Consider the following 14,149-nt stretch of genomic DNA (forward strand, 5'->3'; position numbering starts at 1 on the left):
TGCGGTTAGTTTTTCTAATGGGGACCTCCCCTAAGATGTAAGAAGCTGTTTGCCGTCCTCACGCTTTGAAAGCCGCCCCGTTACCCATGCCCTCCGTTGTCGTTTGTCAGATGGTTCCGTGCATGCACCGTGGCGTGCCCGCTCGGGGCTGAGGGCACCTGCATGGCGACGCGCGTGCTCCCGCCACTCAAGGCCTTGCGTGCCTTCGAGGCAGCGGCGCGCCATGCCAACTTCACGGCGGCGGCGGAGGAGCTGAGCATCACCCACAGCGCGGTCAGCCAGCAGATACGCATCCTCGAGGACTACCTGGGCCAGCCGCTGTTCACCCGCGAGGCGCGGGGCGTGGTGCTGCTGCCCCATGCGCGCGAGTATTTCACCGAGGTGCAGGCCAGCCTGGACCGCATCGCGGCGGCCACCGGGGCCGTCAAGTCGCCGGGCGGGCGCCGCACGCTGCGCGTGTGTACCTCGCCCTCGCTGGCCATGAAGTGGCTGATACCGCGGCTCGGCGGCTTCCAGGCGCTGGTGCCGGGGGTGGACGTGCAGCTGTCCACCATGGGCCGCCAGTTCATCGAGCGCGCCGATGCCAGCAACGACGTGGTGATACAGCGCATGCCCATGCAGCGGCCCGAGCACACCTGCGTGCGCGTGCTCGACGACTACCTGCTGCCCGTGGCCTCGCCGCGCTTCATCCAGACCAACCGCGTACACACCGTGGCCGACTGCCTGGGCCACCCGCTGCTGCAGGTCAGCGGCGGCATGGACGCCTGGCCGCAGTGGTTTGGCCTGGCCGGGCTGCAGGTGCCGGCGCAACTGCCGGGCCCGGTGTTCGACCACCAGTTCCTATGCATGCAGGCCGCCATGAACGACCTGGGCATTGCCCTCGTGCCCTGGTGCCTGCTGCAGGAGGACGTGCATGCGGACCGCCTGCGCCCGCTGTTCGCCCGCCCGCGCCTGCAGGGGCCGGGTGTGTATGCGCAGTACCGCACGGACAACCCGCTGGCCGGGCTGGCACGCCAGTTCATCGACTGGCTGGGCCTGCAGGGGCATGCGGGTGTCTGATTTTTTCGTTCCTGCTTTTCCTGAAGGCCTGACCCATGGCTGAATTGGCACCCGGCCTGGAGGTGCGCGGCATCGCGCTGCCCCAGCGCCTGTCCGACTACCGCCTGATCGCGTTCGATATGGACTCCACGCTGATCAGCATCGAGACGGTGGACGAGCTGGCCGACATGGCCGGCTGCCGCGCGGCGGTGGAGGCCATCACCGAGGCCGCGATGCGCGGCGAGATCGCCGACTACAAGCAGAGCCTGCGCCAGCGCGTGGCCCTGCTCGCCGGCCTGCCCGAAGCAGCGCTGGCCGAGGTCTACGAGAACCGGCTGCGCCTGAACCCCGGCGTGCAGGAGCTGATCGGTGCCTGCAAGGCGGCAGGGCTGCGCTGCATTCTGGTGACCGGCGGCTTCACCTGCTTTACCGACCGCCTGCAGGCGCGCCTGGGGCTCGATGACGTGCGCGCCAATGTGCTGGAGGTGGCCGATGGCCGGGTCACGGGCCGCCTGCTGCCCCAGCCCTGGGGCGACATCGTCGATGGCGAGGAGAAGAAGCGCAAGCTGCTCGCGGTGTGCGCGCAGATGGGCATAGCGCCCGCGCAGGCCATCGCCATGGGCGACGGCGCCAACGACCTGCCGATGATGGGCGCGGCCGGGCTGGCCGTGGCCTACCGGGCCAAGCCCGTGGTGCGCGCGCAGGCCCACGTGGCGATCAACGAAGGTGGGCTGGACCGCCTGCTTGAAGTGCTGCGCTGACTGCCGGCGTGTGCTGCTACAGGGCGCTGCCTGCGCCTGCCCTGTGTGCCACCACCAGCGCAATTTCCACCAGGGGGGCGGCCACCTGGCCTGCTGTGCCGGGCAAGGGCCGCACCAGTGGGTGGGCATGCACCGCCGGTGGTGCCACCTGCTGGCGGGCCAGGCCGCCGGCCATCCAGCCGCACAGCATGCGCCTGGCATCCGCCGTGTGGCTGGGTTCGCGCACGAACAGCTCGCACGAGAGGATGCGGTGCCTGTGGCTACCGGCCTCGCGCAGCAGGCGGTCGGCGGCCGCCAGCACCTGGGCCATGCCGTATTCCAGGTCCTGGGTGGCCGGGGTCGTGGCGGCGGTGTTCAGGCAGGCGATGCGCAGGCACAGCGAGGTGGCTGCGTGGCGCACGCCCACGCGCAGCCGGGCCGCCACGCGCGGTGCGGCCGCAGCCGGGCCGGCGGCGGGCGGGGCGGTGCTGCAATCGGTGGCCATGCTCGTGTGACTCCTGCGGTGCGGCGTTGTTCCGTCAATCGAGGCTGCCCAGGCGCCTGGCGCTCGCGGCCACGCCCACCAGCAAGGCCACCAGCAGCAGCATGGCCGCCACCAGGCTGGTGCCGTGCGCCACGAAGCCGATCAGCGCCGGCCCCATGAGCACGCCGGCATAGCCCATGGTGGCGATGGCGGGCACCGCCAGGCTCTCCGGCATGGCGTGCTGCCTGCCTGCGAGCGAGAACAGCACGGGCACGATGTTCGAGCAGCCCAGGCCCACCAGCGCAAAGCCGGGCAGGGCCAGCGGCCAGGTGGGGGCCAGCGTGGCCAACGCCAGGCCGGCGGCGGCCAGCAGGGCGCCCGCCAGCACCGCGCGCTGCGGGCCGATGTGGCGCACCCAGCGGTCGCCGGTGAGGCGGCCCACGGTCATGGCCATGGCAAAGGCGGCGTAGCCCAGGCCTGCACGCTCGGCGGGCAGACCCTGCACCTGGGTGAGAAACACGGCGCTCCAGTCCAGCATGGCGCCTTCGGCCAGAAAGAGGATGAAGCACAGCGTGCCGATGAACAGCACCACCCCTGTGGGTCGGGCGAAGGCCGGGCCGCTTTGCTGTGCCGTGCCCCGGGCCAGGAAGTGCGGCCCCGCTGCGGCCAGCAGCACCAGCACCACCGCCGCCACGGCACCGGTGGCCTGCCACAGCGATGCACCCAGCACCCCGAGCAGCACGATCATGCCGCCGGCCCCCGCCACGCCGCCCAGGCTGAACAGCCCGTGAAAGCCCGACATCATGGGCCGGCCGCTGGCCCGCTCGACCAGAATGGCCTGGATATTGCCCGCGCAGCCCAGCCCGCCGATGCCTGCGCCGAACAGGAACAGCGCCACGCCCAGCCACGGCACCGAAGGCGCCAGGGCCAGCAGCGGCAAGGCCAGGCATACCAGCAGGGCCGAGGCCACCAGTACGCGCCGGCAGCCCCAGCGCGCGCTGAGCGCTCCGGCCAGCGGCATCGAGACGATGGAGCCGGCGCCCATGCACAGCAGCAGCAATCCCAGCGTGGCTTCGTGGAGGGACAGCCGTGCCTTGGTGAAGGGCACCAGCGGCGCCCAGGCCGCCATGGCAAAGCCGCTGATGAAGAAGGCCACGCGCGTGGCGTGCGCCGCCGCCTGGCTGGCGGCCGTGGCGGATGCCCCGGACCGCGCCGGGGCGGCGGCAGAAGCCGGGGCGGTGGTGCTGGAGGTGGTCATGGTGTTCGGCGGGAGGGCCAGTGTGGCGCTGCGGGATGTCACCGTCATGGCGGGGTGGGCATGCCCTCGGCGGGCGGGAGGTCTTTGCTCCCGGCCCTGCCGTGTGGGGCACCGTGCAGGCATGTCGCCGGCCCGGCACATGATGAGCAAATCTAACCAGTTGTGTCCTTGCATGGGGCCGATGCTACGCAGTGGCGCTGGGGACGACTATCGACAATAATTTGCATATCCATGAAGTCAGCTCATGCCAAAAATGGTCCCGCCGTCCCGGGCGCGGCGCGCCGCCTGCCGCCGCTGAACATGCTGCGCGCCTTCGAGGCGGCGGGGCGGCTGCTCAGCGTGACGCAGGCTGCGCACGAGCTGTCGGTGACGCAAAGCGCCGTCAGCCACCAGATCAAGGCGCTGGAGGAATGGCTGGGCGTGGCCCTGGTGCAGCGCGAGGGGCGGGGCCTGGCGCTCACGCCGCCGGGGGCGGCCTACCTGCCGGGGCTGACCAGCGCGCTGGACCTGATGGCCCGCTCCACCGCCGGCATCGAGCGGCCTACGCGGCGCAACACGCTGGCGGTGAATGCCACCTCCACCTTCGCCACGCAGTGGCTGATCCCGCGCCTGGCGGCCTTTTGCGCGCAGATGCCGGGGCTGGACGTGCAGCTCGTCACGACGGTGGGCCACCTCGACTTCGAGCCGGCGGACTACGACGTCTCCATCCGCTGCTTTGCCGATGGCGAGCTGGCGGCGCTGCAGCAGCGCACGCCCTGGCGCGGCATCGGCGCGGGGGCGTTTCTTCCCGATGTGCTCACCCCCGTGTGCAGCCCCGCGCTGCTGGTGGGCGACAAGGCCATCCGGGCGCCGCAGGACCTGGCACGGCACACGCTGCTGCACAGCCGCTCCACCCCGCTGGTGTGGCGCCAGTGGCTGGAGGAGGCGCTGGTGCCGGGCATCCGGCCTGCGGGGGACCTGGTGTTCGACCATGCCCACCTGAGCGTGCAGGCCGCCATCCAGGGCCTGGGCGTGGCGCTGGGCAACCCGCGTTTCCTGGGCGAGGCGCTGGCCGGCGGGCTGCTGGCCATGCCCTTCCCCGAACTGCTCTCGGGTGACAAGAAGTACTACTGGATGCTCTCACCGCGGGCCGCACAGGATGCGGCGTCGGTGGCGTTCTGCGACTGGCTGGCGGTGGCTTGACCGCCCGCCGGGCATTGACCGCTTACATCACCAGCGCCCGCCCCAGCATCACGCACCAGTCCCAGGGATTGAGCTTGGGGCGCGTGTGCAGGCTGGCCCCCTTGAGGGCCTGCACCTTGTCCAGGATGCGCAGGCCGCCCTGCACCACCAGGCGCAGCTCCCAGCCGGCGCGGCCGGGCAGGCGGTGCACCAGTGGCGCGCCGCGCAGCATGCTGGCGCGGGCCCAGGCGGCGCAGTCCAGGATCAGGCGGGCGTTCTCGGGCGTGCTGCGCAGCTCCAGCAGCTCGGCCTGGCAGGCGCCGTGGGTGGCGCAGTCCTCGCGCGGCAGGTAGTGGCGTCCGCGGGGGATGTCCACGCTCAGGTCCTGCCAGAAGTTGGCCAGCTGCAGCGCGGTGCAGATGTCGTCGCTCTGCGACAGGGCCTCGTTCCCGTCCACGCCATACAGGTGCAGCAGCAGCCGGCCCACCGGGTTGGCCGAGCGGCGGCAGTAGTCGAGCAGCTCGGTGCGGTCGGCGTAGCCGTCGGCGTCGCGGGTCCTTTCCACATCCTGGGCAAAGGCACTGAGCAGGTCGGCCAGCAGGGGTACGGGCAAGTGGTGGCTGACCAGCACGGCCTGCAGCGGCGCGAACACATCGGCCCAGCGGGGCGAAGGCGCGCGGCCTTCGGCGATGGCCGAGAGGTCTGCGTTGAACGCGGCCAGATCGGCCAGGCGCTCGGCGGGCGGGGCATCGCCCTCGTCGGCGATGTCGTCGGCCGTGCGCGCGAAGGCGTAGATCGCGGCGATCACCGGGCGCAGGTGCGGCGGGCACAGCAGCGAGGCGACCGGGAAATTCTCGTAGTGCGTGACCGGCGGGGCCACGGCCGGGGCGGCCGAGGGAGCGGCACCAGGGGCTGCGGCGGGCTGGGGATTGGGAGATGGATTCACGGCATGGATTGTCGCTTGACAAGGCGCAGGCGTTCTCATAGATTACTAACCAGTCAGTCAGTAACTTGTTTTGTCAGTGTTAACCCTGGTCGGCCTGGTGGTCGTGCGGGAAGCACTGGCAGGCCTTCGTGTTGCCCTTTTCATTCACCGGATTTTCCATGCGCACACCCTCCGCCTTGCGGCCCATTCACCGGCCCTCCAGGTTTTTGTTGCTGGCGGCCTCGGCCCTGGTGCTGGCCGCCTGCTCGCGGCCGGCCCCGCCCGAGGAGCCGGTGCGCTCCGTCAAGCTGATGACGGTGGGCGTGGGTGCCCTGCAGTCGCAGGTGGAATACGCCGGTGAGGTGCGTGCCCGCGTGGAATCGCGCCTGGGCTTTCGCGTGGCGGGCAAGATCGTGCAGCGCCAGGCCGAACTCGGCCAGCGCGTGAAGGCCGGCGACGTGCTCGCCCAGCTCGACCCGCGCGACTACCAGCTGGCGGCCGATTCGGCGCGTGCGCAACTGGCCTCGGCCACCACGCAGCGCGACCTGGCGGCTGCCGACTACAAGCGCTACCAGACGCTCAAGGACCAGAACTTCATCAGCGGCGCCGAGCTGGAGCGCCGCGACGCGACCTTGAAGGCCGCGCAGGCCACGCTGGACCAGGCGCGCGCACAGCTCTCCTCGCAAGGCAACCAGGCCACCTACACGCGCCTGGTGGCCGACGTGTCGGGCGTGGTCACGGGCATCGAGGCCGAGCCGGGCCAGGTCGTCGCGGCCGGCACACCGGTGGTGCGGATTGCGCAGGACGGCCCGCGCGACGTGGTGTTTGCCGTGCCCGAGGACAAGGTCGCCCAGATCGCCGTGGGCTCCGACGTGGCCGTGCGCGGCTGGTCGGGCGGCGCCGAGCTGGCAGGCAAGGTGCGCGAGGTGGCGGCCAGTGCCGATGCGGCCACCCGCACCTTCCAGGTCAAGGTGGCCATCGAGGGCAAGGACGCGCCGGCCCTGGGCGCCACGGTGTACGCCCAGCCCAAGGCGCTGGGCCATGCGGGCGTGGTGGCCATCAAGCTGCCCACCAGCGCGCTGCGCCAGGAGGGCCAGTCCACGGCCGTGTGGGTGTATGACGCGGCCACCAGCACCGTCAAATCCCAGGTGGTGCAGATCGCCACGGCCGACGGCAACGATGCCGTGGTGGCCGCAGGCCTGACCCCCGGCATGCAGGTGGTGGCCACGGGCGTACACGTGCTCTCGCCGGGGCAGAAGGTCATGGTCTACCAGCCCAAGTCGAACGGCGCCCCTGCCGCCAAGGCGCAGACGGCGGCCGGCAATGTGGCGCTGCCGGCTGCGGCCCCCGCGCCAGCGGCGACGCCTGTGGCTGCGGCCCCTGCTTCCAAGTAAGGGCCCGCCATGAGCCAGATCCAACCAAAAGAGGGGTTCAACCTCTCCAAATGGGCGCTCGACCACCCGGCGCTCACGCGCTACCTGATGGTGGTGCTGATGCTGCTGGGCTTTGCCGCCTACTTCCAGCTGGGGCAGGACGAAGACCCGCCGTTCACCTTCCGCGCCATGGTGGTGCGCACCTACTGGCCCGGCGCCACGGCGCAGCAGGTGGCCGAGCAGGTCACCGACAAGCTTGAGCGCACGCTGCAGGAGGTGCCCTACGCCGACAAGATCCGCAGCTATTCCAAGCCCGGCGAGTCGCAGATCATCTTCCAGATCAAGGACTCGTCCAAGGCCAGCGAGGTGGCCAACGTCTGGTACACCGTGCGCAAGAAGATCGGCGACATGCGCTACACGCTGCCGACGGGCATCCAGGGGCCGTTCTTCAACGACGACTTCGGCGACGTGTATGGCGTGATCTACGCGCTTGAATCCGAGGGCTTCAGCTACGCCGAGCTCAAGAACTTTGCCGACGACGCACGCCAGCAGCTGCTGCGCGTGCCCGACGTGGCCAAGGTCGAGCTGTTTGGTGTGCAGGACGAAAAGCTCTTCATCGAAATTTCGCAAAAGCGCCTGTCGCAGCTGGGCCTGGACATGAACCAGGTGCTGGCCCAACTGGGCCAGCAGAACGCCGTGGAAGGCGCGGGCGCCGTGCAGACCCCGCTGGACCAGGTGCAGGTGCGCGTGGCCGGCCAGTTCAATGCCATCGAGGACCTCGCGGCCATGCCGATCCGCGGCCCCTCCGGTGCGCAGCTTCGCCTGGGGGATATTGCCGAGATCAAGCGCGGCTACGTGGACCCCACCGCGGTGAAGGTGCGCCATCAGGGCAGGGAAGTGATTGCCCTGGGTGTCTCCATGACCAAGGGCGGCGACATCATCGCCCTGGGCAAGGCGCTGCATGTGGCCACCGACCGCATCGGCTCCGCGCTGCCCGCCGGCGTGAAGCTGGTGAACGTGCAGGACCAGCCCAAGGCCGTGGCCACCTCGGTCAACGAATTCGTGAAGGTGCTGATCGAGGCCGTGGTCATCGTGCTGGCCGTGAGCTTCGTCGCCCTGGGCTTTCACAAGCGCCCCGGCAAGAACCCGCTGTGGAAGCGCTGGTACATCGACCCGCGCCCGGGCCTGGTGGTGGGCATCACCATCCCCATGGTGCTGGCCGTGACCTTCCTGGGCATGTGGTACTGGAACATCGGGCTGCACAAGATCTCGCTGGGCTCGCTGATCATCGCCCTGGGCCTTTTGGTGGACGACGCCATCATCGCCGTGGAGATGATGGTGCTCAAGCTCGAAGAGGGCTACGACAAGGTGCGCGCCGCCACCTTCGCCTACGAGCTCACGGCCATGCCCATGCTCACGGGCACGCTGATCACGGCGGTGGGCTTTCTGCCCATCGGCATCGCCAAGTCGACCACCGGCGAGTACACCTTCGCGATCTTCGCGGTGACGGTGCTCGCGCTGGTCTTGAGCTGGATTGTCTCGGTCTACTTCGTGCCCTACCTGGGCACCCTGCTGCTCAAGGTGCCGGCCCACGTGGCCCATGCACAGGAGCACCATGGCGTGGAGGCGGGCGGGCACGAGGTGTTCGACAGCCCGTTCTACAACTTCTTTCGCCGCCTGGTGACCTGGTGCGTGCGCCACCGCTGGATCACCATCGGCCTCACGGTGGGGACGTTTGCCCTGGGCATCTTCGGCATGGGCCAGGTGCAGCAGCAGTTCTTCCCCGATTCGAGCCGCCCCGAGATCATCGTCGACGTGTGGTTCCCCGAAGGCACGTCCTTCGCGGGCAATGAAGAGGTCACCAAGCGCGTGGAAGCGCGCCTGCTGGCTGAGCCGGGCGTGAACACCGTGAGCACCTGGGTGGGCTCGGGTGTGCCGCGTTTCTACCTGCCGCTGGACCAGGTGTTCCCGCAGAGCAACGTGTCGCAGTTCATCGTGGTGCCGCAGGACCTGAAGCTGCGCGAAAGCCTGCGCATCAAGCTGCCCGCGCTGCTGGCCCAGGAGTTCCCCGAAGTGCGCGGCCGCGTGAAGCTGCTGCCCAACGGGCCGCCTGTGCCCTACCCGGTGCAGTTCCGCGTGGTCGGGCTGGATCCGCTGGTGCTGCGCGCCCGCGCCGACGAGGTCAAGGCCGCCCTGCGCGAGAACCCCCAGATGCGCGGCGTGAACGACAACTGGAACGAGTCCGTGAAGGTGCTGCGCCTGGAAGTGGACCAGGCCAAGGCGCGCGCCCTGGGCGTGACCAGCCAGTCCATCGCCCAGGCCAGCAAGACCATTCTCTCGGGCACGCAGGTCGGCCAGTTCCGCGAGGGCGACAAGCTCATCGACATCATGCTGCGCCAGCCGCTCGACGAGCGCAATGCCATCACCGACATCGCCAACGCCTACCTGCCCACGGCCTCGGGCAAGTCGATCCCGCTCACGCAGATCGCCAAGCCCGTGTTCACCTGGGAGCCGGGCGTGATGTGGCGCGAGAACCGCGACTACGCCATCACCGTGCAGGGCGACGTGACCGAAGGCGTGCAGGGCGCCACCGTCACCGCGCAGCTGCTGCCCAGCCTGCGCGCCATCGAGGCCAAGTGGCGCGAGGCCGGGCAGGGCGGCTACCGCATCGAGGTGGCCGGTGCCGTGGAGGAAAGCTCCAAGGGCTCGGCCTCCATCGCGGCCGGCATCCCGATCATGCTGTTCGTCACCTTCACGCTGCTGATGCTGCAACTGCACAGCTTCAGCCGTGCGATGCTGGTGTTCCTGACCGGACCGCTGGGCCTGGCCGGCGTGGCGGGTGCGCTGATCCTGCTCAACCGCCCCTTCGGCTTCGTGGCCCTGCTCGGCGTGATCGCGCTGATGGGCATGATCCAGCGCAACTCGGTGATCCTGATCGACCAGATCGAGCAGGACCGTGCCAAGGGCATCCCCGCGTGGGATGCCATCGTGGAATCCGCCGTGCGCCGGCTGCGCCCCATCGTGCTCACGGCGGCTGCTGCCGTGCTGGCCATGATCCCGCTGTCGCGCAGCGTGTTCTGGGGCCCGATGGCCGTGGCCATCATGGGCGGGCTGATCGTGGCCACGGTGCTGACCTTGCTGGCGCTGCCGGCGATGTACGCGGCCTGGTTCCGCGTGAAGCGGCCCGAGGACGAGCGGCTGGCCGCGGCCTGAGCCCCGGGGGCAATCCCCTGCCGTGGGCGGGGGCAGGGTGAACCCTTGCACGCCAGGGGCGTGCGGAAATTGGAGAGCCCCGCTTCTCAGGTTAAAATCTAAGGTTGACCGATTTCACACAGGCGGCGGGCATAGCTTGCCGCCTGTTTGTTTGTTGTTGAACCGCGCGGGTGGCGAAATTGGTAGACGCACCAGGTTTAGGTCCTGACGCCAGCAATGGTGTGGGGGTTCGAGTCCCCCCCGCGCACCATCCATGTGAGACCTTGCGGAACACTGCGCAGCAGCGAGCACGATCACATTCTTAGAGTCTTAGAGGAATAGCCATGTCCGTTACTGTTGAAACCCTTGAGAAGCTCGAGCGCAAGATCACGCTGAGCGTGCCCCTGACCGTGATCCAGACCGAAGTCGACACGCGTCTGAAGCGCCTTGCGCGCACCGTGAAGATGGACGGTTTCCGTCCCGGCAAGGTGCCCATGAACGTGGTCGCCCAGCGCTACGGCTATTCCGTGCAGTACGAAGTGCTCAACGACAAGGTCGGTGAAGCCTTTGCCGTGGCCGCCAACGAAGCCAAGCTGCGCGTGGCCGGCCAGCCCCGCATCACCGAAAAAGACGGTGCCCCCGAAGGCCAGGTGACCTTCGACGCCATCTTCGAAGTGTTCCCCGAAGTCAAGATCGGTGACCTGTCGGACGCCGAAGTCGAGAAGCTGTCGGCCGACGTGACCGATTCGGCCATCGACAAGACCATCGACATCCTGCGCAAGCAGCGCCGCACCTTCGCCCAGCGCGCCCAGGGCGCCGCTGCCGAAGACGGTGACCGCGTGTCCGTGGACTTCGAAGGCAAGATCGACGGCGAGCCGTTCGACGGCGGCAAGGCCGAGGACTTCCAGTTCCTGGTCGGCGAAGGCCAGATGCTCAAGGAATTCGAAGAAGCCGTGCGCGGCATGAAGACCGGCGAAAGCAAGACTTTCCCGCTGGCTTTCCCTGCCGATTACCACGGCAAGGACGTGGCCGGCAAGACGGCGGACTTCCTGGTCACGGTCAAGAAGATCGAAGCCGCCAACCTGCCCGAAGTGAACGACGCCCTGGCCAAGTCGCTGGGCATCGCCGACGGCTCGGTGGAAGGCCTGCGCGCCGACATCAAGAAGAACCTGGAGCGCGAAGTCAAGTTCCGCCTGCTGGCCCGCAACAAGCAAGCCGTGATGGACGCCCTGGTGGCCAAGGCCGAGCTGGACCTGCCCAATTCGAGCGTGCAGGCCGAAATCGGCCGCCTGCTGGAAGGCGCCCGTGCCGACCTCAAGCAGCGCGGCCTCAAGGATGCCGACAAGGCCGAGATCCCCGAGGACGTGTTCCGTCCCCAGGCCGAGCGCCGCGTGCGCCTGGGCCTGGTGGTGGCCGAGCTGGTGCGTGCCAACGAACTGCAGGCCAAGCCCGAGCAGCTCAAGGCCCACATCGACGAGCTGGCTGCCAGCTACGAGAAGCCCGAAGACGTGGTGCGCTGGTACTTCGGCGATCGCCAACGCCTGGCCGAAGTGGAAGCCGTGGTCATCGAGAACAACGTGACCGACTTCGTGCTGGGCAAGGCCAAGGTCGTTGACAAGGCCGTGTCGTTCGACGAACTCATGGGCCAGCAAGGCTAAAGCCGGTGTTCGCAGGCCGTCCTTTGCGGATGGGCCGGCGATAGCTTGCCGCAGGGGCTTGTGCTTTCATGCACAAGCCCCAATTCATTTCTGGGTACAGTACCTGCTTGCACTGGAGAAAACATGAGTTCACTGGATACACAAGCCCTGGGCATGGTCCCCATGGTTATCGAGCAGTCGGGACGCGGTGAGCGCTCCTACGACATCTACTCGCGCCTGCTCAAGGAGCGCATCATCTTCCTGGTGGGCGAGGTCAACGACCAGACCGCCAACCTGGTGGTGGCGCAGCTGCTCTTTTTGGAGAGCGAGAACCCCGACAAGGACATTTCGTTCTACATCAACTCGCCTGGCGGCAGCGTGACGGCCGGCATGGCCATCTATGACACCATGCAGTTCATCAAGCCCGATGTGTCGACCATGTGCGTGGGCTTTGCGGCCAGCATGGGCGCCTTTCTGCTGGCGGCCGGTGCCAAGGGCAAGCGTTTTTCGCTGCCCAACTCGAAGATCATGATCCACCAGGTGCTGGGCGGCGCACGCGGCCAGGCGACCGACATCGAGATCCATGCCCGGGACATCCTGCGCACCAAGGACCAGATGAACCGCATCCTGGCCGAGCGCACGGGCCAGCCGCTGGAAAAGGTCAAGAACGACACCGAGCGCGACTACTTCCTCACGGCCGACGAGGCCAAGGAATACGGCCTGGTGGACCAGGTGATCGCCCAGCGCCCCTGATCGGGACCGTGTGATCGCGCGGCGGCGCTCGTTTCCCTGGCTTGCCTTGGCGTTGCGTCGGGGTTAAGTTATGAAAACTGCCCGCGGCCCGGGGTGCAGTGCAGTGCATTCACCCCCCGCCGTGAGGGCAGTTTCCCCGGGAAAGAGCGCCGCTTTTTATTTGGTTATCATCCCGACAACTTTCCGTAACAAGGCATTGCCCCCATGGCCGAGAAAAAAGGCTCCTCCAGCGAGAAAACCCTCTACTGCTCTTTCTGCGGCAAAAGCCAGCATGAAGTGAAGAAGCTGATCGCCGGACCGTCCGTCTTTATCTGCGACGAGTGCATTGACCTGTGCAACGAAATCATCCGTGACGAGCTGCCCTCCGGCGACCTGGCCAAGGACGCCAAGAGCGACCTGCCCACGCCCCTGGAGATCAAGTCCAACCTGGACAACTACGTCATCGGCCAGGACGTGGCCAAGCGCACGCTGGCCGTCGCGGTGTACAACCACTACAAGCGCCTGCGCCACAAGGACAAGGCGCACAAGGACGACATCGAGCTGTCCAAGAGCAACATCCTGCTGATCGGGCCCACGGGCTCGGGCAAGACGCTCCTGGCCCAGACGCTGGCGCGCATGCTGGACGTGCCCTTCGTGATGGCCGACGCCACCACGCTGACGGAAGCCGGCTATGTGGGCGAGGACGTGGAGAACATCGTCCAGAAGCTGCTGCAAAGCTGCAACTACGAAGTCGAGCGCGCGCAGCGCGGCATTGTCTATATCGACGAGATCGACAAGATCTCGCGCAAGTCGGACAACCCCTCCATCACCCGCGACGTGTCGGGCGAGGGCGTGCAGCAGGCGCTGCTCAAGCTGATCGAAGGCACCATGGCCAGCGTGCCGCCCCAGGGCGGGCGCAAGCACCCGAACCAGGACTTTTTGCAGATCGACACGACCAACATTTTGTTCATCTGTGGCGGTGCGTTTGCGGGCCTGGAGAAGGTCATCGAGAACCGCACCGAGGCATCGGGCATCGGCTTTGGCGCATCGGTCAAGAGCAAGAAGCAGCGTTCGCTGACCGAGGTATTCACCGAGATCGAGCCCGAGGACCTGATCAAGTTCGGCATCATCCCTGAACTGGTGGGCCGCATGCCCGTGGTGACGGCGCTGGCCGAGCTGAGCGAGGATGCGCTGGTGCAGATCCTGACCGAGCCCAAGAACGCGCTGGTCAAGCAGTACAGCAAGCTCCTGGCCATGGAAGGTGTGGACCTGGAGATCCGTCCTGCCGCGCTCAAGGCCATTGCCCGCAAGGCACTGGCCCGCAAGACCGGTGCGCGCGGCCTGCGCTCGATCCTGGAGCAGTCGCTGATCGGTACCATGTTCGACCTGCCCAACCAGAGCAACGTCGAGAAAGTCGTGGTGGACGAGTCCACCATCGAAGAAAGCAAGCCGCCGCTGCTCGTATACCGAGAAGCGGCCAAGAAGGCCTAGGGCCCTGGGAACGCAAGCACGCGTTCCTGAGCGTTCTGCAATGTCCCGGCGGCGCAGGCAACTGATTGCATGCACCGCGCAGGGCAGCCGTCTGCGCTGCCCTTCAACCCTTCTTTCA

General features: G+C 67.9%; 11 protein-coding genes and 1 tRNA gene. 9 read left to right on the forward strand and 3 right to left on the reverse strand.

What is annotated here, in order from left to right; genetic code table 11:
* The first annotated feature begins 162 nt into the window (after positions 1-162).
* A complete protein-coding gene (locus AC0IZS_RS19225; protein ID WP_471637073.1) occupies positions 163-1,059 on the forward strand; it encodes a LysR substrate-binding domain-containing protein in 897 nt (298 codons plus the stop codon).
* 35 nt (positions 1,060-1,094) lie between these two features.
* Positions 1,095-1,799, forward strand: coding sequence for a phosphoserine phosphatase SerB (gene serB, locus AC0IZS_RS19230; protein WP_471637074.1), 705 nt, complete (start codon positions 1,095-1,097; stop codon positions 1,797-1,799).
* 16 nt (positions 1,800-1,815) lie between these two features.
* On the opposite strand, the gene AC0IZS_RS19235 is transcribed toward serB, so the two are convergent.
* The gene (locus AC0IZS_RS19235; RefSeq protein ID WP_471637075.1) at positions 1,816-2,283 is read right to left on the reverse strand and encodes a RidA family protein; all 468 of its coding nucleotides are present in this window, start codon (positions 2,281-2,283) and stop codon (positions 1,816-1,818) included.
* A 34-nt stretch (positions 2,284-2,317) separates the two neighbouring features.
* On the reverse strand, positions 2,318-3,568 hold the full coding sequence (locus AC0IZS_RS19240; protein ID WP_471637076.1) for an MFS transporter: 1,251 nt from the start codon (positions 3,566-3,568) through the stop codon (positions 2,318-2,320).
* 183 nt (positions 3,569-3,751) lie between these two features.
* Here AC0IZS_RS19240 and AC0IZS_RS19245 point away from each other — a divergent pair, with 183 nt between their 5' ends.
* Complete coding sequence (locus tag AC0IZS_RS19245) at positions 3,752-4,702, forward strand: LysR substrate-binding domain-containing protein (RefSeq protein ID WP_471637077.1); 951 nt, start codon at positions 3,752-3,754, stop codon at positions 4,700-4,702.
* A 22-nt stretch (positions 4,703-4,724) separates the two neighbouring features.
* Here AC0IZS_RS19245 and hpnC read toward each other — a convergent pair whose 3' ends face one another.
* Positions 4,725-5,627, reverse strand: a complete 903-nt coding sequence (hpnC, locus tag AC0IZS_RS19250) for a squalene synthase HpnC (protein WP_471637078.1) — start codon at positions 5,625-5,627, stop codon at positions 4,725-4,727.
* Between the two features lie 158 nt (positions 5,628-5,785).
* Between hpnC and AC0IZS_RS19255 the strand changes: the two genes are divergently transcribed.
* The 6 genes from AC0IZS_RS19255 to clpX all read left to right on the forward strand — a co-directional run bounded on the left by AC0IZS_RS19255 (position 5,786) and on the right by clpX (position 14,031).
* Positions 5,786-7,000: an efflux RND transporter periplasmic adaptor subunit gene (locus AC0IZS_RS19255; protein ID WP_471637079.1), complete on the forward strand. Its 1,215-nt coding sequence runs from the start codon at positions 5,786-5,788 to the stop codon at positions 6,998-7,000.
* A gap of 9 nt (positions 7,001-7,009) precedes the next feature.
* On the forward strand, positions 7,010-10,192 hold the full coding sequence (locus AC0IZS_RS19260) for an efflux RND transporter permease subunit (RefSeq protein ID WP_471637080.1): 3,183 nt from the start codon (positions 7,010-7,012) through the stop codon (positions 10,190-10,192).
* A gap of 164 nt (positions 10,193-10,356) precedes the next feature.
* A tRNA-Leu gene (locus AC0IZS_RS19265) sits at positions 10,357-10,442 on the forward strand.
* 73 nt (positions 10,443-10,515) lie between these two features.
* Positions 10,516-11,829 (forward strand): trigger factor, encoded by a 1,314-nt coding sequence (gene tig / locus AC0IZS_RS19270; protein WP_471637081.1) that lies wholly within the window; start codon positions 10,516-10,518, stop codon positions 11,827-11,829.
* A gap of 123 nt (positions 11,830-11,952) precedes the next feature.
* Complete coding sequence (gene clpP / locus AC0IZS_RS19275; RefSeq protein ID WP_007855689.1) at positions 11,953-12,561, forward strand: ATP-dependent Clp endopeptidase proteolytic subunit ClpP; 609 nt, start codon at positions 11,953-11,955, stop codon at positions 12,559-12,561.
* Positions 12,562-12,765: 204 nt separating this feature from the next.
* Positions 12,766-14,031, forward strand: coding sequence for an ATP-dependent Clp protease ATP-binding subunit ClpX (gene clpX, locus AC0IZS_RS19280; protein ID WP_471637082.1), 1,266 nt, complete (start codon positions 12,766-12,768; stop codon positions 14,029-14,031).
* The last annotated feature ends 118 nt before the right edge of the window (positions 14,032-14,149 follow it).

The organism is Acidovorax sp. AC410, from assembly GCF_979253235.1.